Here is a 21,068-nt window from a genome sequence, read left to right on the forward strand (position 1 = left end):
GCCATCAGGAAGCCTTGCCGCCCGGACCGGCCGGGGCACGGCACCAGGCGGCTCCTGGCGCCCGGGTGGGGCCCGTCGTTGTACCCTCCGCCGCCGGCCCTAAACTGAAGTCCGAACCTGCCGCCGACTTTCCCATGACAGGACCGCGCCCATGACCCTCGTCCTCCACAACGTCCGCCCCTGGGGCGGGGACGCCGCCGACGTGACGCTCGACGGCGGGGTGATCACCGCCGTCGGCCCCGTTGCCGTGGAAGGGGCTGCTTCAGGGGATCCGGGCTCCAAGCCCGCCGCCACCGTGGACGGGCGCGGCCGGATCCTGCTGCCGTCTTTCTCCGACGTCCACGTCCACCTCGATTCCACCCGACTGGGGCTGCCGTTCCGCCCGCACACCGGAACGCCCGGGGTGTGGAACATGATGCTCAACGACCGGAACAACTGGCGCGACGCCGAAGAGTCCATCACCGAGCGGGCCACGCACACCCTGGGCGCGATGATCGGGCGCGGCACCACCCGGGTGCGCAGCTACGCGCAGGTGGACGCCGACGCCGGGCTGGAACGCTTTGAGGCGGTCCTCGCCGCCCGGGAAACGCACCGCAGCCGGGCGGACGTCGCGGTGATCGCGTTCCCGCAGGCCGGGCTGCTTCGGGAGCCGGGAAGCGCCGAGGTACTGGAGGAGGCGCTGGTGCTCGGCGCGGACGTGGTGGGCGGGATCGACCCCTGCGCACTGGACCGCGACCCGGTCCGGCACCTGGACATCGTCTTTGGCCTGGCCGAAAAGTACGGCAAGCCCGTGGACATCCACCTGCACGAGCCGGGCCAGCTGGGCCTGTTCAGTACCCAGCTGATCCTGGAACGCACCAAGGCGCTGGGCATGCAGGGACTGGTGACCATCTCGCATGCCTTCTGCCTCGGTGAGCTGCCGGACGCCCAACTCGACGAGCTCCTGGCGGACATGGCCGAGCTGGACGTCTCCGTGGCAACGGTTGCGCCCGCGTCCCCGCTGCCGCTGGAACGGCTCACCGCCGCCGGCATCCGGGTGGGCCTGGGCGAGGATGGCCAGCGCGACTACTGGTCCCCCTACGGCAACGCGGACATGCTGGACCGGACCTGGCAGCTGGCGTTCACCAACAAGTTCCGGGCGGACGGGCTGATCGAGCACTGTGCGGCCGTGGCCACCATCGGCGGGGCAAGCATCATCGACCCCGCGGCACAGCGGCTTGGTTCCGTGGCGGACCGGCCCGGCCTGGCAATGGGCGACCCCGCGGAACTGGTGCTGCTGGAGGGCGACACCGTCACCGCCGCCGTGATGGACAAGCTCCCCGGCCGCACTGTGATCCACCGCGGCACCGTGGTGGCGGACGGGCTGCAGCTGGCCTGAGCTACTCCCCCATGCCAGGATGCACCGGAACGTAGTCCACGGTGTTGCCGGAGTTGGTCCGGCCGGCCGGGGCACGGTTGAACCCCCGCGCGTCGAGCCCGTTCTTGGCCCGGAATTCCGCGAGCGCAGCATCGTAGGCGTTGTTGAGGGTCCGGCCGGAAAATTCACCGGTGCTGCCATCGGCGAAAGCGATCCGGATGCGGATACCGGCCGGGTAGTGCCGGCTCATCCGGATAAAGCCTTCGGCGTCCTGGTGCAAGGTAATCAAGGGGGCTGCTTTCGGTCGTGGGATCAGCCTCAAGTCTGCCACCCCTCCGCGACGCCCGACGGCGGCACCCCGGGTTCCGCGGGCGGCGACGGTCCGGCGCATACTGGAAGAGCCGCCCCACCACGCGCGCATCCCCTCCGGACCCGGACCCCGAAAGGCACCCGCATGCCCGCCAGCACCTCCCCCGCCAATCCGGCCAAGCTGCACCTGGTGCTCATGCTGGTCCTGACGTTCTCCACCGGGGTGCTCGACGCCGTCGGCTACCTGGGCCTGGACCGCGTGTTTACGGCGAACATGACCGGCAACGTGGTGATCCTGGGCATGGCCCTGCTGGGCGCGGACAACCTTCCCATCCTGGGCCCCATCGGTGCCCTGGCCGGGTTCATGACCGGCGCCCTCATCGCGGGACGGGCACTGCGGCCTACCAAGTCCGGCTGGAACCACCGCACCACCGTCCTGCTGGCGGGCGTCAGCACCGTCATGGCGGCCGTGGCCATCCTCCTGCTCAGCGGCGCGAACCCCAGGAGCAGCGAAACCGCCACCGTAGCCATCACCGGCACCCTGGCCGTTGCCATGGGCGTGCAGGCCGCCACCGCCCGGCACCTGAACGTCAAGGACGTCCCCACCGTGGTGGTCACCTCCACCATCACCGGCCTGGCGGCCGATTCCCACCTTGGCGCCCGCACGCACCCCTTCTGGGGCCGGCGCCTTGCCGCAGTGGGCCTGATCATGGCAGGAGCCGCGGTCGGCGCGGGCTGCGTGCATCTCCACCTGGGCCTCGGGGTCCTGCTGACAGCGCTGCTCACGCTCGGCGTGGCACTGTTCGGACGGACCACCGTCCCCCAACACGGGCACGAAGTGGCGACGCCGGCAGCCACCCGGGTCCCGCCGTCGTGAGCCGTGGCCCAACGAACCCCGCCTGACCTACCGCCGGTCTGGGGCGGGGGCAGCGACGGCCGGAGCCACGGCGCCGCCCTGGTCCCACCAATCCAGCACCCTCATTGCGGTGAATGTCAGCCACTTGGACGGCTGGCCCGGTGGAACGTCCGTTTCGAACCAGACCCGGCCGGGGTGGCGCCGCTCCTGGACCCACGTGCCGTCAGCTTGCCGGGCGGACCTGACCAACGAAACGGCCTCCGCCAGCCGCGGATCGGGCGCCGCGGCGTCGTGCAACGCGGCGGCGCAGAAGTAGTCCAGCGCATTCAACGCGCTGTAAAACCAGCGAAACGGATAGACGAACCGCGACGCCCAGGTCGCCACAGGCTCGCCCGTGGTTTTCCGGTACAGCAACCGCCGCTCCAGCAGATACTCCTGGCCACGGTTCCTGGCGGCCCGGAGCTCCCTTGACCCGCCAATGGCTGCCTCGTAGGACAACAGGCCTTTGAGGGAATTGATTGTTGAATGGAACGAGGACCGCGTTGACCCTTCCACCCACTCGCAGTTCCAGCCGCCGTCGTCCTGCTGATGCTCCAGGAACCACTCGGCAAGCCCGGCCACGTCCGCACCCAGCCACGCACCGTTGGCCAGGGTGAATGCGTTGATGCAGCAATCCACTTCGCCCTCCCAGTACGGCAGGTTCTGGTATTCCCACCGGCTTTTGGCGGCAAGCTTTTCGGCGGTACCGCGGAGTGCGTCCGCCTCCAGCCCCCACTCACGCAGCATGTTCAAGGACCAGGTGGTGGCGGTGTACGGCTGGCCGGCGTCGGCCGACGCCTCCGGGCCTTCGAAGTCAAAGTCCGCCGGGAAGTATGCGCCGCCGGCCCACTGCCCGTCCGGGTCTTGCAGCGCCAAGAGCCTGGCCCCGAACCCCTCCGTCCGAACTTTGGCCCGGGTGGCTTCCCAGCTGGACGGCGGGGCGCCTCCCAGATCCCTTTGCACCTGCCATCGCAGGGCGGGATCGGAGTCGAGCAGCCAGTCCAGCAATTCAGGGTCCACGGCCATAGCGGGGAGACTACCACGGCCCGGGACTGGGCTGTTTGAAGTCCAGCGCTGCGGCCGGGCGTGGACTATTTGAGGCTCAGCGCCACCACTAGGCCGATGACCACGGCGGCCACAACCCCCAGCGAGATGTAGAGTCCGGCCTTCATCGAGCTCTTCTGCACCGTGGCTCCGGCGTTGGGGAGCGCTTCCTGCCACGCCTTGATGGCGTCCAGGCCCTGGTAGTAGGCGAACATCATGGCGGCTCCGCCGGCCGCGCCCGCCACAGCACCCAGGCCGCCCGCGCCGCTCATGGCGGCTCCGGCGGAACCGGCGCGGCTCAGGCCGGTAGCGTCCGTGCGGCCATCCGCGCCGGCGGCCATCTCCGCGAGTTGCCAGGAGGACGGGCTGGGCGACAAGGACGCGCCCACGCCCACGATGTCGTACTTCCGGCCGTTCGCCGTGACCACCATCGTCCCCATGCTTGTGAACCGGACCGCCGCCTGGGCTGCCGGCACGGAAAATACCGGCACCCCGTCAGCGTCATGCATGCTGAACGTTCCCGCGCTGTCCATGGCCACGATGGCAGGTACTGTCCTGGCTCCGTTGATCATGCTCTTGCGCCAGTAGAGCAAGGACTTCATCGGGGGCGCGGAAGCTGAGGGGGTTATTTCCATGACCACAGCTTAGGCGGCACCATCCCCTGCCCACCCGCAGCCGGCATGGGGAGATCTTCCCTTGCCGGGCCGCCGGCCCCGTATATCGGCACCCGGGGCGCGCGCCGTCGTCGTACGTCCTTCCGGGGCGCTATTTGAGTTTTGGCACCAGCACCGGCGTGTTCTTCTTGTACGCCTCGTAGTCCGGCTGTCCGCCCCACTTCTTGTCCGCCTTCTTCTCCAGGGGCGGGACGCCACTGCCCTTGGTGAGCAGCAGGGCCACGAACACCGGGGAGATCAGCGCGGCCCACTGCCAACCCTGCAGTACGGGCAGCGCGATGATGGCCACCCCCACCCACAGGGTGATTTCGCCGAAGTAGTTCGGGTGGCGGGACTTTGACCACAGGCCGGTATTGATGAAGCGTCCCTTGTTGGCGGGATCTGCCTTGAACCGGTTCTTCTCAATATCCGCCAGGGTTTCCACCGTGATGCCCGCGGCCCACACCAGCAGGCCCACCCAGAAGAACCCGTCCAGGCCAACCTTTTTGTCCGACGTGATGGCCACCCATGCCAGCGCCGCCGTGAGCACCACCCACAGGCCCTGGATGGTCCAGGTGTTCAGGAAGCGGAGGAAGTCCGGCTTGAGCTCATCGAACCGGTCATCCTTGCCGTGCTTGCTGATCCGCAGGAACAGGAAGCTGCCCAGGCGCGCGGCCCACAGCACCACCATGGCCGCCAGCAGCAGGCCGCGCGCATCGACGCCGGGGGAAGCCAGCACCAGGAACACGGTGATGGAGATGTAGGTAAGGGCCCCGGTGAGGTCATAGAACTTCTCGGTCTGCGCCTTGAAGCTGGGAATGAACACCAGCCACTGGATCACGAACGCCGCGGCAACCCCCAGCGCAAACACCGGGAACCCGCCAATCCGGGAACCTCCCTGGCTTCCGGCGAGGGCGATGAGGACCGCCACCACCACGGCGATGACAGTACTGACGAGCGCCTTGCGGCTGCTTCCATTCACGGACAGGCTCCTTTCCCGGGGCCCCAGCGCGATCCTGCGCTGACGATACCCTCTTATCCTGCTAGTCTCTCATGTATTCAAATCTATTTGATCACTAGAGGACAATAACTACAATATGGGAAGGCCAAGGAGGAGGACCCGTGGACGCACCGCTGCACCATCCGGCCGCCGCCGCGCTCCAGAACTTGTTCAACCTCGCCAATGAGACAGAGCGCGAGGTGGCCCGCCATCTTGAACTGAACCTCACGGACTACCGGGCACTCAGCGCCCTGGTCCACTCCGGACCGCTCACCGCCGGCGCTCTCGGGGAAACTTTGGGCGCCACCGCGGCCACCACCACCGCCATTGTCGGCCGGCTCGAAGCCCGCGGCTACGCTGAACGCCTGCGCTCCGCCGAGGACAGGCGGCATGTCCATGTCAGCGCCACCCCCGCCGCCGCCGACAGGATCCGGCACCTGATGCTCCCCCTCATGGATGCCACCAACCAACACATCCACACGCTCCCCGCGGACGAACAGGCAGCCATCGCCGGATTCCTGGACGTCGCCTTGACCCTCATGCAGGACCATCTGCATTCCCTTTCCGAGAAGGACACCCCTTGAGAGAGTTCACCTCGCCGCCCCTGGCCGACCTGTCCACCCACCGGAACGCCACCGATCTTCTAATGCACCGGTACCGCACCTCCCCGGAGCACGTCGCTTTCGAGGTGCGGGCCAACGGTGCCGACATCACCGCCCCCTGGCGCCAGGTGACCACCCGCCAGTTCGTTTCTGAGGTCCGGGCCCTTGCCAAGGGCCTGATCGCGGCCGGCCTGCAACCCGGCGAAACCATGGCCGTCATGTCCCCTACCCGGTACGAATGGGCGGTGGCGGACATGGCGGCGTGGTTCGCGGCCGCCGTCGTGGTCCCCATCTACGAAACCTCCGCCCAGCCCCAAGTGACCGCCGTGCTGTCCGACGCCGACGTCCGCCTGGCAATTGCCGGCACCACAGCGCACGCCGCGCTGCTGGAGCAGGGGTACGCCCGGACGGGAACTCCAAACTTGGGCATTTGGACCATGGACGCCCGCCCCGGCGCTGACCTTCAGGCGCTGGTGGAACTGGGCACCGACGTTCCGTACCGCGACGTGGAGGAACGGCGCCTGCTGCCGGACCAGGAGTCCGTGGCCACGATCGTCTACACCTCGGGCACCACCGCAGACCCGAAGGGCGCGTTGATCACCCATGGCAACTTTGTGGGCCAGATCCTCAACGTCGGCGCCGCCTACACCAGCGTGGTCCGCGAGGGCGGCAACACCATCATCTTCCTGCCCATGGCGCACGTCCTGGCCCGCGGCCTGCAGCTCATCTGCCTGGCCAACGGCATGCGCATCGCCCACCTCGCCGATCCCCGTGAAGTAGTGCCGGCCCTGGGCGCCCTCAAGCCCACGTTCCTGGTGGTGGTGCCCCGCGTCCTGCAGAAGATCCAGGCGTCCGCAGCGGCCGCCGCGGCGCAAAAGCACCTGGGCCGGGTCTGGGCGCTGGCGCAGCGCACGGCGGTGGAATGGGGCAGGTTCGCGGAAGCGCACGACGCCGACCCCGGCGTGCGTGCCCCGCTGGGCCTGCGGGCCCGCCGGGCCGTGTTCGACCGTGTCTTTTACGCGCGCCTCCGCGCGCTGGTGGGCGGACGCCTTGACTACCTGCTGTCCGGCGCCGGCGCACTGGACACAGACTTGTCCCTGTTCTTCCGGGGCCTCGGGCTGCCCGTCATCGAAGGCTACGGACTCACCGAAACCACAGCCCCGCTCACCGGCAATCTTCCCGGCACCATCCATTCCGGGTCCGTGGGCGTCCCCATGCCCGGCACCACCGTACGGATCTCCGATCAGGGCGAAGTGCTGGCCAGCGGGGTGGGCGTGTTTGCCGGGTACCGCCGCGTTTCCGACAACGACGAAGCGTTCGTGGACGGGTTTTTCCGTACCGGGGACCTGGGCGAACTGGACTCCCACGGCCGGCTCACCCTCAAAGGCCGCATCAAGGACGTGATTGTGACCGCCGGCGGCAAGACCGTCACACCCGCCATCTGGGAAGGCTATGTGGAGGGCGATCCCCTGGTGGCCCACGCCATCATGGTGGGCGAAGGCAAGCCCTACCTTGGCGGCCTGGTGCTGCTGGACCCGGAGTCCGTGACGGCGTGGGCCGAGCGCGAAGGCATTGCAGACCTTAGCGGGCTCAAGATTCCGGATGACGGCGGCGCCGTCCGGATCGAGGACGCCCGGCTGCTCAGCGTGGTGGGCAAGGCGGTGAGTGCCGCAAACGCCCGGCTGGCCCGGTCCGAACAGGTGCGCAAATTTGTCCTGCTGCTGGCGGACCTCAACGAGGCGCACGGCAATGTCACGCCCACGATGAAACTCAAACGCACCGTGTTTGCCGAACGCGCCCGGCATTTCGTGGACCACCTGTACACCGATTCAAGGAGCCAAGCATGAACCCCCGCACCAAGAACTGGCTGACCGCCTACGTTGTCAGTGCCGTGATTTTCGCCGTCCTGGACGTGGCGTGGATCCTGCTGGTGGCCAACCCGCTGTACCAAAACCAGATCGGCGGCCTGCTCGCTCCCAAGGCAAACCTGGCCGGGGCCGTGCTGTTCTATGTCATCTTTGTCGCCGGAATGGTGCACTACGGCGTCCGCCCCAATACCCCCGACGCCACGGTACGCCAGCGCGTCACGGGAGCAGCCTTGTTCGGGTTCTTCACCTACGCCACGTGGGCGCTGACCGGGTTCGCCGTGCTGAAGGATTTCCCTGCCCTGGTGGCCGTCACGGACATCCTTTGGGGAGCCGCGGCCTGCAGCATCGTCACCTGGGCCACCGCCACCTTGCTGCGGCGCCGGCTCGCCCGCCCCGCCGCAGCCTGAGTCTTCGTGGCGCCCGCGTCACGGACAGCACGCTTTAGACCCAGGAACGGCGGCGGAATCCCGTAAAGCCGGGACCCGCCGTCGTCCGTTGCTGCTAAAGCGTGCCCTGCGTGACGCGGGACGGCGCGCAGGGCTCACCCGAACAGCGCCGCCACCTGGGTCAGCGTCTGGAACACCCCGTACGCCAGCGGGATCCCCACCAGGATCCAGCCCAGGACCAGCCTGCCGGTGGACCTTTGGACCGGTTCCTGCCCGCTGTGGGTATGTGCTGTGGTCATCTCAGGCCTCCATGGCTGGTTCGTGCCGCGCGGAGCGGGGTTCGTGGAATCGGGCGTCGACGGGGGTGACCAGCAGGTTGGCCACGAAGCCCACCACCAGCAGGGCCACCATGGTCAGCAGCGCCGGCTGGTAGGACGCGCCGGTCAGCTGGCCCGGTTTCCCCTGCGCGTCCAGGATGCCGTTGACGATCAGCGGACCGGCCACACCGGCCGCTGACCAGGCCGTCAGCAGCCGGCCGTGGATGGCGCCCACCTGGAACGTCCCGAACAGGTCCCGCAGGTACGCCGGGGCGGTGGCAAAACCGCCGCCGTAGAACGAGATGATCAGGAACGCCAGCACCACATAGAGGAACGTGGCCGTGGCACCGGCCAGCGCCAGCACGGTGTACAGGACCGCGCCGACGCCCAGGTACACCATGTAGATCCGCTTGCGGCCGGTGATGTCCGAGGTGGCGGACCAGGCGAACCGCCCTGCCATGTTGCCGATGGACAGCAGCCCCACGAAGCCCGCGGCCACGCCGGCGCTGACCAGGGAGCCGCCGTCGGCCTTCCGGAAGAAGTCCTGGATCATGGGCGCCGCCTGCTCCAGGATGCCGATGCCGGCGGTGACGTTGCAGAACAACGCCACCCATACGAGCCAGAACTGCCGGGTCTTGATGGCGTTCTTGGCGGAGACGTTCTCCGTGGTGACCAGCTTGGCGGCCTTGACCTTGGCGGGGTCGAACCCGGCCGGGCGCCACCCGTCTGCGGGGACCTTGATGCTGAAGGCGCCGAACAGCATGTAGGTGAGATAGACGACGGCGAGCGTCAGGAAGAGCTTCCCCACGGCATCGCCGCTGGCCACCCAGCCCTGCGCACCGGAGTTGGGATCGTAGGCCTTGAGCAGGGCCTGGGACACGGGGCTGGCGATCAGCGCGCCGCCGCCGAAGCCCATGATCGCCATGCCGGTGGCCAGGCCGGGGCGGTCCGGGAACCATTTAATGAGCGTGGACACGGGCGAAATGTAGCCAATGCCAAGCCCGATGCCGCCCACCACGCCGTAACCCAGGTAGACCAGCCCAAGCTGGTGCGTGAAGATGCCCAGGGAGCCGACCAGGAAGCCGCCCACCCAGAACATGGCCGAGGTGAACATCGCCTTCCGCGGACCGTTCCGGTCCACCCACGTGCCCATGACCGCCGCGGAGAGGCCCAGCATCACGATGGCGATGGAGAAGATCACCCCGATCTCGGTCAAGCTGGCGCCGAAATGCTTGACCAGCGCGGTTTTGTACACGCTGGTGGCATAGGCCTGGCCAATACAGAGGTGGACAGCGAGCGCTGCCGGCGGGACAAGCCAGCGGTCGAAGCCCGGCGGGGCGATGGTTCGGTCACGGTCCAGGAAGCCCATGATGATGATTCCCTTGCTAGGTGGAAGACGACGGTGTCCAGCGGCGAAGGGCCCGGCCCGTTGCCTCCGGCAATCATCATGCAAATCATCAGCAAACGTACTGTTGGCGCGCCGACCGGTAGTGAATATACGGCGAGCGGCACCACGGGACGCGCCTCAAGCCGCCGAACGTCCGGTGAACTCTGCATGAACGGACCCCGGTTTGGGCCCGGGCCGTAACCTCGCCGTGATCTACTGGTGAACGCGAAATATACCGACCAGTAACTTACGGTCCGGCGATCGGCCCATCGTGGGGGGCGTGCCCGCTTCGCCGTCCTCCATGACGGACAAGGAATCTGACGTGAATCTTTCCAGACGCCGCTTCTTCGCAGCGGGCACCGCGGCTGCCACCACCCTGGCCGCCGGAAGCACCCTGCGGGCAGCCGCCGCGGCCCCGCCGGCCCTCCCGGCTCCCGGTGACTCCGGCATCGAGCACATCGTCGTGGTAATGATGGAAAACCGCTCCTTCGACCACTTCCTCGGCTGGCTGCCCGGGTCCGACGGCACACAGTCCGGACTGACCTTCCGGGACCGCTACGGCATCCCGCACTCCACCTACCACCTGACCGACTTCCAGGGCTGCGGCCACCCGGATCCTGACCACTCCTACGAGGGCGGCCGGATCCAATACAACAACGGCAAGAACGACGGCTGGCTCCGGGCCGGCGAAAACGACGAGTTCGCCGTGGGCTACTACGGCGCCGAAGACCTGGACTTCTGGCGTCAGGCCGGCCCCGACTGGACTGTCTGCGACCGCTACTTCGCCGCGACGATGGCCGAGACCTACCCCAACCGGTTCTACCAGCACGCCGCCGCCACCGACCGAATCCACAACTCCACCGCCACCAGTACCCTTCCCACGATTTGGGACCGGCTGGCCAGCGCAGGCGTATCCGGTAAGTACTACTACGGCGACATCCCGTTCACCGCACTCTGGGGAGCCAAGTACCAGGGCATTTCCCACCCCTATGCGGAGTTCCTCGCCGACTGCTCCGCCGGGGCGCTGCCGGCGGTGTCCTTCGTGGATCCACGGTTCACCGACGAAGGCTCCGGGACCTCCGGCGATGACCACCCGCACGCCGATATCCGCTCCGGAGAAACGTTCCTGGCCGAGGTCTACAACGCCGTGACGTCAGGGCCGGGCTGGGCCACCACCCTGCTGGTGGTCAACTACGACGAATGGGGCGGCTTCTACGACCATGTGCCCCCGGCCACCGCCCCGGACACCAACCCGGACACCGCCCTGCGGGGCTTCCGGGTGCCGTCCCTGGTGGTCTCGCCCAGGGCGCGGCGCCGGTACGTCGCCCACGATGTCTACGACCACACCTCGGTCCTGAAAGCGATCGAATGGCGCTGGAACCTGGCGCCCCTCACACAGCGTGACCAGGCCGCCCGCAATATTGCAGAGGTCCTGGACTTCGGCACCCCTGCCAACCTGGCCGCCCCGAGATACCTCGTTCCGCCATTCGTGGCCGGCCCCGCCTGCTCCCCGGTGGGTCCGCCGCCGGAAGAGGAATGGTCTGGACTGAAACAGAAAGCACTCGCCGACGGATGGAAACTCCCGTGACAATGAAACTCCGTGCCGCCGCAGCGGCCATCGCCGTGTTCGCCGCCGCCATCGTCGGCGGGGCGGCAACGCCGTCACAGCCGGCCGCCGCCGCCCCCGCTCCCGCCACCGCGCCGGCGGCCTCCAGCTACCTGCCCGGCGCCAACCACGTCTTCGTCATCAACCTCGAAAACAAGGGCTACGACGAAACCTGGGGCCCGGCGTCGGCCGCTCCTTATCTTTCCCAGACCCTGCGCAGCCAAGGCGTCCTGCTGAACCAGTACTACGGCACGGCGCACAACTCCCAGCCCAACTACGTGGCGCAGATTTCCGGCCAGGGACCCAACCCGCAGATGCAGGCCGACTGCCAGACCTACACCCCGTTCGTCGGCAGCGGCACCGCCAGCCCCGGCCAAGCAGTCGGCGACGGCTGCGTGTTCCCGGCCAGCGTTCCCACGGTGGCCGGGCAGCTCAAAGACGCCGGGAAATCCTGGAAGGGGTACATGGAGGACATGGGCACCCCTTGCCGGCACCCGGCCCTGGGCGCCGTCGATGACACCCAGAAAGCCAAGGTGGGCGACCAGTACGCCGCCCGCCACAACCCGTTCGTCTACTTCGCAGGGATCACCGGCTCACCGGACTGCGCCAAGAACGACGTCGACCTCTCCGCCTTGCAGACGGACCTCGCCTCGGCTGCCACCACGCCCAACCTGTCCATGATCACGCCCAACCTTTGCCACGACGGACACGACTCCCCCTGCGTGGACGGGCAGCCCGGCGGCCTGGCAAGCGCTGACGCCTGGCTCAAGCAATGGGTTCCGGTCATCACCAACTCTCCGGCGTTCAAGCAGGACGGCGTCCTGGTGATCACCTTCGACGAATCCGACGGGCCCCAGTCGGACGCCAGTGCCTGCTGCGGCGAAGGCCCGGGCCCGAACGCGGCCCTGCCAGGCATCACGGGCATGGGCGGCGGACGCGTCGGCGCGCTGGTCCTCTCCCCCTTCACGAAGGGCGGAACCTGGTCCACCACGCCGTACAACCACTACAGCCTGCTCGCCAGCATCGAGGACACCTTCGGGCTGCCGTACCTGGGGTACGCCGGGACGCCCGGGCTCAACCGGTTTGGCCTGGACGTGTACAACGCGGGGGTCTGAGCCTGACCGGGGCTGCATGCCTCCCCTCGAATGGACCCGGCAAACGGACTGCAGTGCAGCGTTTGCCGGGTCCATTGCTGTTCCGCGGCCGATGCGTTATGGCGACGTTAGGAAAGGGTGGCGGCGAGGCGCATAGTTAGGAGATGACAAGCCCTTACACCCGCGGCGACTCCTTCAGCAGCGAGGCTTCCCGGAAGCACATCAGGCAGGCGCTCACGGACTACGGGGCAACGGACATCCTGTTCACCCAGCGAGGGGACCGGAGCGCTGTGGCTTTCAGGGGCACCGGACGGCAATTCCGGATTGTCATGCCATTGCTGCAGTCCGACGGCGCCCTGGCCATTCGTGGCGACATCGCGGACAGCCGGGTCCACGAAGCCAACGCGAAAATCCTCGAACGCGCCAACCGCAAATCATGGCATGCCCTGGCCCTGGCCATTGACGCCAAACTCGGAGCCGTGGCCGCGGGAATCGCCTCCCTCGAATCGGAATTCCTGGCCCACGTGGTGCTCCCCGGAAACCACACCGTGCTGGACGAACTCGCATCCGTGATTGATTCCGCCTACCGTTCCGGCCGGCGTCCGACCTTCGGCGGGCCGGTTCCGCATCCCGGCCCGGAAGAGTCGCTGATGAGCGTAGACTCAAAGTATCTCGGGACATCGTGACAGGACATCCGTTGCCCCGAAAATGAGCCCGATTCCCGGTTGCCTTCCACGGCCGCCGGCGCGCGCCGTACCGAGTAGCCTCGACGCCGGCACAGCAGGGAATCGGTACGACGAGGGGCCGCACCACAACACCGGCCGGAACGGGTTAACACCGTTCACCTCCACTGCAGCCGATCCGGCCCCGGATCCCCTGCCCCAGCCACTCCGCCCCGCGTCCCGGGATCCGGCAGTGCACCCTTCAGAACGCTGGTAGACACCATGACCACCATCCAAGACTCTGTTATACGCGCCGACTCGGCGCTATCGGTCAGCGGAGTCCTCGCATCCGCGTTGCCACCGAACCTGGGCACCGCCCAAGGCCCCACGCGGTACACCGTTCCGGCTGTATTTTCCCGCCGGCCGCAGCCCCGCGAAATCGAGCTGCTGCACGGCGAAGCGACGAAACAGCGCCTGTCCGACGCCGGGTACAGCGATGTGGAACTCCGCGTCTCAGACCGCCGCCTCCTGATCACCAACACCAACCTGGTGGACCTCAAAGCAGGCCTGGCCCATCTTGTAGGCGTGATCCTGCGCGACATTTCAGCCCAGGCCGCCCAGGAACGGACCCACCGAACTGACGAACTCGAAGCGTTGGGCCTGGTGGAAGAAGAGCGCCTTGAGTCGCTGCGCAAGGCGGCCGCAGACATCCACTTCGATTAAGCCTTTCCTCCTCGTGTGCCGGCTGCGTAAACCGCGGCCGGCACCGGCGCATCCCGGGCCTGGGGGCGTCCTTGACACCATTACGAAAGGCACACCCCATGACTGACATCAGTATTCGCGACCAGTGGAACCTGCTTCCCGCTCCGGTCACCCAATGGCTGCTGGCGAACCCCGGCTGCATGATTTTGCCACGGACAATTTCCGCCCAGATCAGTGCAGCCGCAGGCGAGGGCGCCAATGGAGATCCCCACGGTGAGACCACGCTGTCCCAGGAGGACGTGGACTTCATCCGGATGAAATCCCATGAGGCCGGGCCGAATCCTGATCACACGTTCTTCGACTCCGTGCAGCCGTAGGCCGCTCCGGGGAACTGCCGCACCGCGGCGGTACCCCGGCCGGCGCGCCACTCCGGCCTGGGATTTCAGAGGGTGGCCAGGGCTCCCTTGGCGCTTTCCACCAGGACATGGGTTCCGGCCTCGACATAGACCACTTCACCGTCGATCTGGCAGGGAACGGTATCGCGGGTGGAGAAGGCGTAGCGGCTGACGCTCGGTTGATGCCCCAGCCCCAAGGTGACTGCCCGGAGCGTCATCAGGGCCATCTTCGTCAGGCCGGCGTGGGGCAGCGTCACCACCTCGAACCGCCCATCGTCCGGGTAGTGCGACTCGCTGACGGTACCGTACTTGGCCATGCGCGAAACGTTGGCCAGGATCAGGCTGTCGAACCGGGCGGTGGCCCCGTCGTCCCGGACAAGCTCGAAGGGCTTCAACCTCGAGAGCGTGCGGGCCACGGAGACGAGCTCCAGCACCTTACCCTTCCCGCCCTGTTCAATGCCTATGGCCATCAACGAGGTCAGCCCGAACCCCACGTAGGAATGCGCGTACAGGACCCGTTCTCCCATTGCGGTCCGGAGCGTGATCCGCAGCAGGTCGACGCGCCGGCCCACACCGGCCGACGCCGCTTCCGCGAAGGTCCGCACCGGCAGGCTTCGGTAGTGGTCATTGGCATTTCCGGCGGGAATGACGGCGCAGACGGCCTTGCTGCCGGGCACGTCCATCACGCCGTTGACCACCTCGTTGTACCCGCCGTCCCCGCTGACGGAAAGGATGAGTGGCACACCCCGGCGCGCCTCGCCCCGGGCAAGTTCACGGGCGTGGCCGGCAAATTCCGTTGGCAACAGGTGAACGGGCAGCCCCGGCAGGTCGGTGGCCAGGTCCCGCTGCAACGCCTCGATCCGCTGGCCCATTCCAGGCCGGCCGGGATTGAAGATCAGGACGGCACGGTCGAAAGGTGCGGCAGGTGCTCCGTCATCAGCCATGGCGTACATGTTCTCCGGGTTCCTGGTGCGGGTGGCTCCAGCCTAACCCGCGGCTTTGGTTTCCGAAGGCCCATTCGGATGGCAGAGTGGGATGATGAGTGGACAACCCGCCGGGCAGGCACGCATGGACGCGGACGTGATCATCATCGGCGGCGGGTTGGCCGGGCTGGTGGCCTGCAACGAGCTGGTCCGTGCGGGAAAGCGCGTGGCCATCCTGGACCAGGAGAACCAGGCCAACCTGGGTGGCCAGGCGTTCTGGTCGCTGGGCGGCCTCTTTCTGGTGGACACCCCCATGCAGCGCCGGCTGGGCGTGAAGGATTCCTTCGAGCTGGCGTGGCAGGACTGGCAGGGCTCGGCGCAATGGGACCGGCTTTCCGGACCGCACCCGGAGGACGAATATGCTGCGCAGTGGGGCCGCGCCTACGTGGAGTTCGCCGCCGGCGACAAGCGCTCCTGGTTGCAGGAACAGGGAATCCGGTTCACGCCGCTGGTGGGCTGGGCCGAGCGCGGCGACGGCAGGGCCGGCGGCCACGGCAACTCGGTCCCCCGCTTCCATGTCCCGTGGGGCACCGGCACCGGGGTGTCCGAACCATTCGCGGACAAGGCGCGGGAGGCGGCCGCGGCGGGCAGCGTCACGTTCTTCTTCCGGCACCGGGTGGACGGTTTGACGTACGACGGCAGTACGGTCACCGGGGTGCGTGGCGCAGTGCTGGCACCTGATGCGTCGCCGCGTGGGGTGTCCTCCAACCGGGACATTGTTGGGGACTTTGAGTTGCGGGCGCAGGCTGTGGTGATCGCTTCCGGCGGGATCGGCGGCAACCACGAGCAGGTGCGGCGCTGGTGGCCGGACCGGCTGGGAACACCGCCGCGCAGGATGGTCACCGGGGTGCCGCAGCATGTGGACGGGCGGATGCTGGACATCGCCGACGGGTCCGGAGTCCGGCTGGTGAACCGGGACCGGATGTGGCATTACACCGAGGGGATCCAGAACTGGAATCCCATCTGGCCGGACCACGCCATCCGGATCCTGCCCGGCCCCTCCTCATTGTGGTTCGATGCTCTGGGCCGGCGGCTCCCCTTCCCCGGCCTGCCCGGTTACGACACGCTGGGCACCCTCCGCTTGCTGCGGACCACCCCGGACATCCAGCAATACGACCATTCCTGGTTCATCCTCAACCAGCGGATCATCGAAAAGGAGTTCGCCCTTTCCGGCTCCGAACAGAACCCGGACATTACCAACCGGGACCTCAAGCTGCTGCTGAAGACCCGGCTGGGCCGGGGCGCGTCCGGTCCCATCGAGGCGTTCAAGGAGCACGGCGCGGACTTTGTGGTGGCGGACAACCTGCCGGACCTGGTCGGCGGCATGAACGGGCTCACCGCGGAACCGCTGCTGGACGGTGCGCTGCTGCGGCGCCAGATCGGGGAACGCGACGCCGAGATCCGTAATGCCTATTCCAAGGACGCCCAGGTGGCGGGCATCCGCAACAGCCGCCGCTACCTGGGTGACCGGCTCTTCCGGACAGTGAAGCCGCACCGGATCCTGGATCCGAAGGCGGGCCCGCTGATCGCGGTGCGGCTCCACGTCGTCACCCGGAAAACGCTCGGCGGCATCCAGACGAATTTGTCCGGGCAGGCCCTCGGCCAGGAAGGCGCCCCCATTCCCGGGCTGTACGCCGCCGGGGAGGCCGCCGGGTTCGGCGGCGGCGGCGCCCACGGATACAACGCCCTCGAGGGCACCTTCCTGGGCGGCTGCATCTTCACCGGCAGGACGGTGGGGCGTTCCCTGGCCCGGGCGTTGTAGCCGCGCATCCTTTCCGGCTTGCTAGGGTCGGCGTATGGCCATCCTCCCCCGTTCCATGGACGACGTGATTTCCGAGCCGCTGCGTGCCCAGTTCGAGTTCTTCCTGGACGAGCACCGGGCTGCGCTCGACGACTGCCTGGACGGCTTGACCGAAGAGCAGGCCCGGCGCCGGCTGGTTCCGTCCCGCACCACGCTGCTGGGCCTGGTGAAGCACGCCACCTTCGTGGAGAAGGTCTGGTTCGACGAAGCCGTCACGGGCCGCGCGCGCAGTGAGATCGGCATCCCGGCCACCCCGGACGAATCGTTCATGCTTGACGACGCCGACACGGTGGCCTCCGTCCGGTCAGCCCACCGGGAGGCGTGCGCCGCCTCCCGGGCGGCCGCGGCCGGGATGGGCCTGGACGATGTGGTCACCGGCAACCGGCGGGGCCCGCTTCCGCTGCGCTGGGTGTACCTGCATATGCTGCGGGAACTGGCCCAGCACTGCGGCCACGCGGACATCCTGCGCGAGCAGGTGCTGGCGGTCCCGTCACGGCGATGACACCGCGGCGGGACCGCCCCTGGACCTTTCGGCGCTCTGGTCAGGCTGCGCCGGCCGCGGCAGCCACTGCCCCGGCGGACGAGTCTTCCGCCGCGCCCGCGAGCCGCAGCCAGGTGTCCACCACGGTGTCCGGGTTCAGGGAGACGGAGTTGACGCCTTCCTTCACCAGCCATTCAGCGAAGTCCGGATGGTCGCTGGGGCCCTGGCCGCAGATGCCCACGTACTTGCCGTGCGCCCGGCAGGCCTTGATGGCCATGCTGAGCAGCTTTTTCACTGCCGCGTCCCGTTCGTCGAAACTGTTGGCCACGATGGCCGAGTCACGGTCAAGGCCCAGGGTCAGCTGGGTCATGTCGTTCGAGCCGATGGAAAAGCCGTCGAAGTACTCCAGGAAGTCGTCGGCGAGCAGCGCGTTGGAAGGCAGTTCGCACATCATGATGACCTCAAGGCCGTTTTCGCCGCGGCGCAGGCCGTTCTCGGCGAGCAGGTCGATGACGCCGCGTGCCTCGTCCAGTGTCCGCACGAACGGGATCATCAACTTGACGTTGGTCAGGCCCATCTCGTTGCGGACGAAGGACAGGGCCTCGCATTCAAGGTCGAAGCAGTCCCGGAAGGATGGTTCCAGGTAGCGGGACGCGCCGCGGAACCCAATCATCGGGTTCTCCTCGTGCGGTTCGTACGCCGGGCCGCCGATCAGGTTGGCGTACTCGTTGGACTTGAAGTCGGACATGCGGACGATCACCGGTTCGGGCGCAAAGGCGGCGGCAATGGTGGCCACGCCCTCGGCCAGTCGCTTGATGTAGTAGTCGCGGGGGCTGTCGTACGCGGCAATCCGCCCGCGGATCTCGGCGGCCACCTCCTCCGGCTGGCTGTCCAGGTTCAGGAGCGCCTTGGGGTGGATGCCGATCTGCCGGTTGATGATGAACTCCAGCCGGGCCAGCCCCACACCGTGGTTGGGCAATTGCGCAAAAGTGAACGCCTGTTCCGGCGTGCCGACGTTCATCATGACCTTCACCGGCGCCTCGGGCAGATCGGTGACCCCGGTCTCCTCGACGCTGAAGTCCAGCAGGCCTTCGTAGATGGTGCCGGTCTCGCCGTCGGCGCAGGAGACGGTCACCTCCTGGCCGTCGGCCAGCGCGTCAGTGGCGTTGCCGGTGCCCACGACGGCGGGAATCCCCAGCTCGCGGGCGATGATGGCCGCGTGGCAGGTGCGTCCGCCGCGGTTGGTGACGATCGCGGAGGCACGCTTCATGATCGGTTCCCAGTCAGGGTCGGTCATGTCCGCCACCAGGACGTCGCCGGTCTGGAACGAGGCCATCTGGTCGATCGCGGTGAGGATCCGGACCTTGCCGGCGCCGATCCGCTGGCCGATGGCGCGGCCCTCCACCAGCACCGGGCCGGTCGCGTTCAGGCGGAACCGGCTCATGCTGCCCGGGGCCCGGCGGGACTGCACGGTTTCCGGGCGGGCCTGCAGGATGTACAGTCCACCGTCGATGCCGTCCTTGCCCCACTCAATGTCCATCGGGCGGCCGTAATGCTTCTCAATGGCGACGGCGTGGCGCGCCAGCTGCTCGACGTCGTCGTCCGTGAGGCTGAAGCGCGAGCGCTGGGACTCCTCCACCGGCACGAAGTCGATGGTGCGGCCGATCTCGTTGTTGGTGGTGTAGGTCATCTGGAGGGCCTTCTCGCCCAGGCCCCGCTTGAGGATGGCCGGCCGGCCGGCTTCCAGGGCGGGCTTGTACACGTAGAACTCATCGGGGTTCACGGCGCCCTGGACCACTGCTTCGCCCAGCCCGTAGGAGGAGGTGACGAACACGGCGTCCTGGAAGCCGGACTCGGTGTCCATGGTGAACATGACCCCGGAAGCGCCGACGTCGGAACGCACCATGCGCTGGATGCCCGCCGAGAGTGCCACCTCGGCGTGCTCGAACTTGTGGTGCACGCGGTAGGCGATGGCGCGGTCGTTGTAGAGCGAGGCAAAGACGTCCTTGATGGCCTGCAGGATGTTCTCGATGCCGCGGACGTTAAGGAAGGTCTCCTGCTGCCCGGCGAACGAGGCGTCGGGAAGGTCTTCTGCCGTGGCGCTGGAGCGCACCGCCCAAGAAAGATCCTGCGAGCCGGCGTGCTTGTCCACCAGCTGCTGGTACGCCTCGCGGACCTGCGCCTCGAAATCCGCCGGGAACGGCGTGTCGCGGACCAGGGACCGGATCTCCTGGCCGGCAGCCGCCAGCGCCGTCACGTCATCGGTGTTCAGGCCAACGAGCCGGTCGGCGATCTTCTGGTCCAGGCCGGAATCGGACAGGAACCGGCGGTACGCGTCCGCCGTGGTGGCGAATCCATCCGGGACTTGGACGTCGGCGGACGTCAGGTTCTGCACCATCTCGCCCAGGGAGGCGTTCTTGCCGCCCACCTTGTCCAAGTCCTCAAGCCCGAGTTCGGAGAACCAAAGAACGTCTGTGGTCATGTTTACTGCTCCTTTGCAGAGGTGGCTTAGGCATTGCTGGCCGCCACGGTAGTGCCGGCCGGAAGAAAAACCTTGTCAACAGTGGCAGGTCTGCCGCGCACTTTCCACATGATGTGCGCCACGCCACGTTTGTGAATTGTTGCTAATGCTTGAGATTCATCCGCTGCAGGATGGTGGCCGCCATCTCCTCCACGGACACGGTGGCGGAGTTCAGGTACGGGATCCGGTGGGATACGTACAGCTGCTCGGCGCTGCGCAACTCAAAGCCGCACTGACGCAAGGATGCGTAGGGCGAGCTGGGCCGCCGTTCGGTGCGGATCTGGCTCAGGCGCAGCGGGTTGGACGACAGGCCGAAACACTTGGACACGAAGGGCTGCAGCGGCTTCGGCAGGCCGTCCCGCTGGAAGTCCTCGTCGACGAGCGGAAAGTTGGCGGCGAAGATCCCGTGCTGGAGTGCCAAATACATGGTGGTGGGCGTCTTGCCGCACCGGGACGGGGCCACCAGGATCACCTGCGCCTTCTCCAGGGCACGCAGGCTCTGGCCGTCGTCGTGCTCCATCGCGTACTCCACAGCCGCCATCCGGGACTGGTAGCGCGCGGCGTTTCCCAGGCCGTGCGCCCTGCCGGGTTCGCCACTGGCAGGCGCGCCGAGCGCCTGTTCCAGCACGCCCACGTGCGTGCCGATCAGGTCCACGATCACGCCTTTGCAGCCGGCCAGGATCTGCCGGATTTCGCTGCTGACGGCGGTGGAGAAGACCAGCGGCCGGGGCCCGGTGGCGGCAAGGCCGTCGATGGTACGCACCACCGCCCGTGCCTGCTCGGCCGTGGTGATGAAGGGGATGGTGACACGGTCAAAGTCGGCCACCGGGAACTGGGTCAGCAGCGTATTGCCCAACGTTTCCGCGGTGATGCCCGTACTGTCCGAGAGGAAGTAGACAGGGCGTAGAGCAGCAGTGGTCATGGCACGACTTTAGCGGCCGCTGTGGTGCGGACCCGACGTCTGGACTGGCGCGGGCCCGGCCGACGCGTTGGTTGTACGCAGGC

General features: G+C 67.7%; 21 protein-coding genes. 12 read left to right on the plus strand and 9 right to left on the minus strand.

All coding sequences use genetic code 11. The features are described 5' to 3' along the window. The first annotated feature begins 151 nt into the window (after positions 1-151). Positions 152-1,378, plus strand: coding sequence for an amidohydrolase family protein (locus tag C563_RS0110795; RefSeq protein WP_018762067.1), 1,227 nt, complete (start codon positions 152-154; stop codon positions 1,376-1,378). 1 nt (position 1,379) lies between these two features. On the opposite strand, the gene C563_RS0110800 is transcribed toward C563_RS0110795, so the two are convergent. Beyond that, positions 1,380-1,646, minus strand: coding sequence for a hypothetical protein (locus C563_RS0110800; protein ID WP_026264667.1), 267 nt, complete (start codon positions 1,644-1,646; stop codon positions 1,380-1,382). A gap of 165 nt (positions 1,647-1,811) precedes the next feature. Here C563_RS0110800 and C563_RS21120 point away from each other — a divergent pair, with 165 nt between their 5' ends. Then, positions 1,812-2,543 (plus strand): YoaK family protein, encoded by a 732-nt coding sequence (locus tag C563_RS21120; RefSeq protein ID WP_018762069.1) that lies wholly within the window; start codon positions 1,812-1,814, stop codon positions 2,541-2,543. A 27-nt stretch (positions 2,544-2,570) separates the two neighbouring features. On the opposite strand, the gene C563_RS0110810 is transcribed toward C563_RS21120, so the two are convergent. The 3 genes from C563_RS0110810 to C563_RS0110820 all read right to left on the minus strand — a co-directional run bounded on the left by C563_RS0110810 (position 2,571) and on the right by C563_RS0110820 (position 5,240). After that, positions 2,571-3,587: a hypothetical protein gene (locus tag C563_RS0110810; RefSeq protein WP_018762070.1), complete on the minus strand. Its 1,017-nt coding sequence runs from the start codon at positions 3,585-3,587 to the stop codon at positions 2,571-2,573. Between the two features lie 65 nt (positions 3,588-3,652). Next, positions 3,653-4,240 (minus strand): hypothetical protein, encoded by a 588-nt coding sequence (locus tag C563_RS0110815; RefSeq protein WP_043424053.1) that lies wholly within the window; start codon positions 4,238-4,240, stop codon positions 3,653-3,655. Between the two features lie 130 nt (positions 4,241-4,370). Beyond that, on the minus strand, positions 4,371-5,240 hold the full coding sequence (locus C563_RS0110820; protein ID WP_018762072.1) for a DUF1295 domain-containing protein: 870 nt from the start codon (positions 5,238-5,240) through the stop codon (positions 4,371-4,373). Between the two features lie 140 nt (positions 5,241-5,380). Here C563_RS0110820 and C563_RS0110825 point away from each other — a divergent pair, with 140 nt between their 5' ends. Genes C563_RS0110825 through C563_RS0110835 form a run of 3 tightly spaced genes read left to right on the plus strand, consistent with a single transcriptional unit; the run spans position 5,381 to position 8,135 of the window. Further along, positions 5,381-5,842, plus strand: a complete 462-nt coding sequence (locus C563_RS0110825; RefSeq protein WP_018762073.1) for a MarR family winged helix-turn-helix transcriptional regulator — start codon at positions 5,381-5,383, stop codon at positions 5,840-5,842. Beyond that, positions 5,839-7,707 carry an AMP-dependent synthetase/ligase gene (locus tag C563_RS0110830; protein ID WP_026264669.1) on the plus strand — a complete coding sequence of 623 codons (1,869 nt, stop codon included), beginning with the start codon at positions 5,839-5,841 and terminating at the stop codon, positions 7,705-7,707. Before C563_RS0110825 ends, C563_RS0110830 begins: the two co-directional genes overlap by 4 nt. After that, positions 7,704-8,135: a DUF2177 family protein gene (locus C563_RS0110835; protein WP_018762075.1), complete on the plus strand. Its 432-nt coding sequence runs from the start codon at positions 7,704-7,706 to the stop codon at positions 8,133-8,135. The genes C563_RS0110830 and C563_RS0110835 overlap by 4 nt, the downstream gene beginning before the upstream one ends. Positions 8,136-8,269: 134 nt before the next feature. On the opposite strand, the gene C563_RS22570 is transcribed toward C563_RS0110835, so the two are convergent. Then, entirely contained in the window at positions 8,270-8,413 is a 144-nt protein-coding gene (locus tag C563_RS22570) for an MFS transporter small subunit (RefSeq protein ID WP_018762076.1), read from the minus strand. Between the two features lies 1 nt (position 8,414). Further along, complete coding sequence (locus C563_RS0110845; RefSeq protein ID WP_018762077.1) at positions 8,415-9,800, minus strand: OFA family MFS transporter; 1,386 nt, start codon at positions 9,798-9,800, stop codon at positions 8,415-8,417. 340 nt (positions 9,801-10,140) lie between these two features. Between C563_RS0110845 and C563_RS0110850 the strand changes: the two genes are divergently transcribed. From C563_RS0110850 to C563_RS0110870, 5 genes are all read left to right on the plus strand, one after another. After that, positions 10,141-11,406, plus strand: coding sequence for an alkaline phosphatase family protein (locus C563_RS0110850; RefSeq protein ID WP_018762078.1), 1,266 nt, complete (start codon positions 10,141-10,143; stop codon positions 11,404-11,406). A 2-nt stretch (positions 11,407-11,408) separates the two neighbouring features. Then, on the plus strand, positions 11,409-12,539 hold the full coding sequence (locus tag C563_RS0110855) for an alkaline phosphatase family protein (protein ID WP_018762079.1): 1,131 nt from the start codon (positions 11,409-11,411) through the stop codon (positions 12,537-12,539). 143 nt (positions 12,540-12,682) lie between these two features. Further along, complete coding sequence (locus C563_RS0110860) at positions 12,683-13,204, plus strand: hypothetical protein (RefSeq protein WP_018762080.1); 522 nt, start codon at positions 12,683-12,685, stop codon at positions 13,202-13,204. A 258-nt stretch (positions 13,205-13,462) separates the two neighbouring features. Continuing rightward, entirely contained in the window at positions 13,463-13,903 is a 441-nt protein-coding gene (locus tag C563_RS0110865; protein WP_026264672.1) for a hypothetical protein, read from the plus strand. Positions 13,904-14,001: 98 nt separating this feature from the next. Further along, the gene (locus C563_RS0110870; protein WP_018762082.1) at positions 14,002-14,259 is read left to right on the plus strand and encodes a hypothetical protein; all 258 of its coding nucleotides are present in this window, start codon (positions 14,002-14,004) and stop codon (positions 14,257-14,259) included. Between the two features lie 65 nt (positions 14,260-14,324). Here the strand turns inward: C563_RS0110870 and C563_RS0110875 are convergent, their stop codons facing one another. Further along, on the minus strand, positions 14,325-15,230 hold the full coding sequence (locus C563_RS0110875) for a diacylglycerol kinase family protein (protein WP_018762083.1): 906 nt from the start codon (positions 15,228-15,230) through the stop codon (positions 14,325-14,327). A gap of 115 nt (positions 15,231-15,345) precedes the next feature. Here C563_RS0110875 and C563_RS0110880 point away from each other — a divergent pair, with 115 nt between their 5' ends. Both C563_RS0110880 and C563_RS0110885 read left to right on the plus strand, forming a co-directional pair. After that, complete coding sequence (locus C563_RS0110880) at positions 15,346-17,022, plus strand: FAD-binding dehydrogenase (RefSeq protein ID WP_018762084.1); 1,677 nt, start codon at positions 15,346-15,348, stop codon at positions 17,020-17,022. Positions 17,023-17,056: 34 nt separating this feature from the next. Beyond that, positions 17,057-17,563, plus strand: a complete 507-nt coding sequence (locus tag C563_RS0110885) for a DinB family protein (RefSeq protein WP_018762085.1) — start codon at positions 17,057-17,059, stop codon at positions 17,561-17,563. Positions 17,564-17,603: 40 nt separating this feature from the next. Here C563_RS0110885 and ppsA read toward each other — a convergent pair whose 3' ends face one another. Together ppsA and C563_RS0110895 are read right to left on the minus strand one after the other, a co-directional pair. After that, positions 17,604-20,024 (minus strand): phosphoenolpyruvate synthase, encoded by a 2,421-nt coding sequence (gene ppsA / locus C563_RS0110890; protein ID WP_018762086.1) that lies wholly within the window; start codon positions 20,022-20,024, stop codon positions 17,604-17,606. A 142-nt stretch (positions 20,025-20,166) separates the two neighbouring features. Further along, on the minus strand, positions 20,167-20,985 hold the full coding sequence (locus tag C563_RS0110895; protein WP_026264675.1) for a pyruvate, water dikinase regulatory protein: 819 nt from the start codon (positions 20,983-20,985) through the stop codon (positions 20,167-20,169). Positions 20,986-21,068 lie beyond the last annotated feature (83 nt).

Origin of the sequence: Arthrobacter sp. 135MFCol5.1 (assembly GCF_000374865.1) — a bacterium.
In the GTDB taxonomy this organism is placed as follows: Bacteria; Actinomycetota; Actinomycetes; order Actinomycetales; family Micrococcaceae; genus Arthrobacter.

Coding starts and splice junctions, on each gene's coding strand:
- C563_RS0110795 (WP_018762067.1), top strand. CDS start 152: ATGACCCTCGTCCTCCACAACGTCCGCCCCTGGGGCGGGGACGCCGCC.
- C563_RS21120 (WP_018762069.1), top strand. CDS start 1,812: ATGCCCGCCAGCACCTCCCCCGCCAATCCGGCCAAGCTGCACCTGGTG.
- C563_RS0110810 (WP_018762070.1), bottom strand. CDS start 3,587: ATGGCCGTGGACCCTGAATTGCTGGACTGGCTGCTCGACTCCGATCCC.
- C563_RS0110815 (WP_043424053.1), bottom strand. CDS start 4,240: ATGGAAATAACCCCCTCAGCTTCCGCGCCCCCGATGAAGTCCTTGCTC.
- C563_RS0110835 (WP_018762075.1), top strand. CDS start 7,704: ATGAACCCCCGCACCAAGAACTGGCTGACCGCCTACGTTGTCAGTGCC.
- C563_RS22570 (WP_018762076.1), bottom strand. CDS start 8,413: ATGACCACAGCACATACCCACAGCGGGCAGGAACCGGTCCAAAGGTCC.
- C563_RS0110845 (WP_018762077.1), bottom strand. CDS start 9,800: ATGGGCTTCCTGGACCGTGACCGAACCATCGCCCCGCCGGGCTTCGAC.
- C563_RS0110855 (WP_018762079.1), top strand. CDS start 11,409: ATGAAACTCCGTGCCGCCGCAGCGGCCATCGCCGTGTTCGCCGCCGCC.
- C563_RS0110860 (WP_018762080.1), top strand. CDS start 12,683: ATGACAAGCCCTTACACCCGCGGCGACTCCTTCAGCAGCGAGGCTTCC.
- C563_RS0110865 (WP_026264672.1), top strand. CDS start 13,463: ATGACCACCATCCAAGACTCTGTTATACGCGCCGACTCGGCGCTATCG.
- C563_RS0110870 (WP_018762082.1), top strand. CDS start 14,002: ATGACTGACATCAGTATTCGCGACCAGTGGAACCTGCTTCCCGCTCCG.
- C563_RS0110875 (WP_018762083.1), bottom strand. CDS start 15,230: ATGTACGCCATGGCTGATGACGGAGCACCTGCCGCACCTTTCGACCGT.
- C563_RS0110880 (WP_018762084.1), top strand. CDS start 15,346: ATGGACGCGGACGTGATCATCATCGGCGGCGGGTTGGCCGGGCTGGTG.
- C563_RS0110885 (WP_018762085.1), top strand. CDS start 17,057: ATGGCCATCCTCCCCCGTTCCATGGACGACGTGATTTCCGAGCCGCTG.
- ppsA (WP_018762086.1), bottom strand. CDS start 20,024: ATGACCACAGACGTTCTTTGGTTCTCCGAACTCGGGCTTGAGGACTTG.
- C563_RS0110895 (WP_026264675.1), bottom strand. CDS start 20,985: ATGACCACTGCTGCTCTACGCCCTGTCTACTTCCTCTCGGACAGTACG.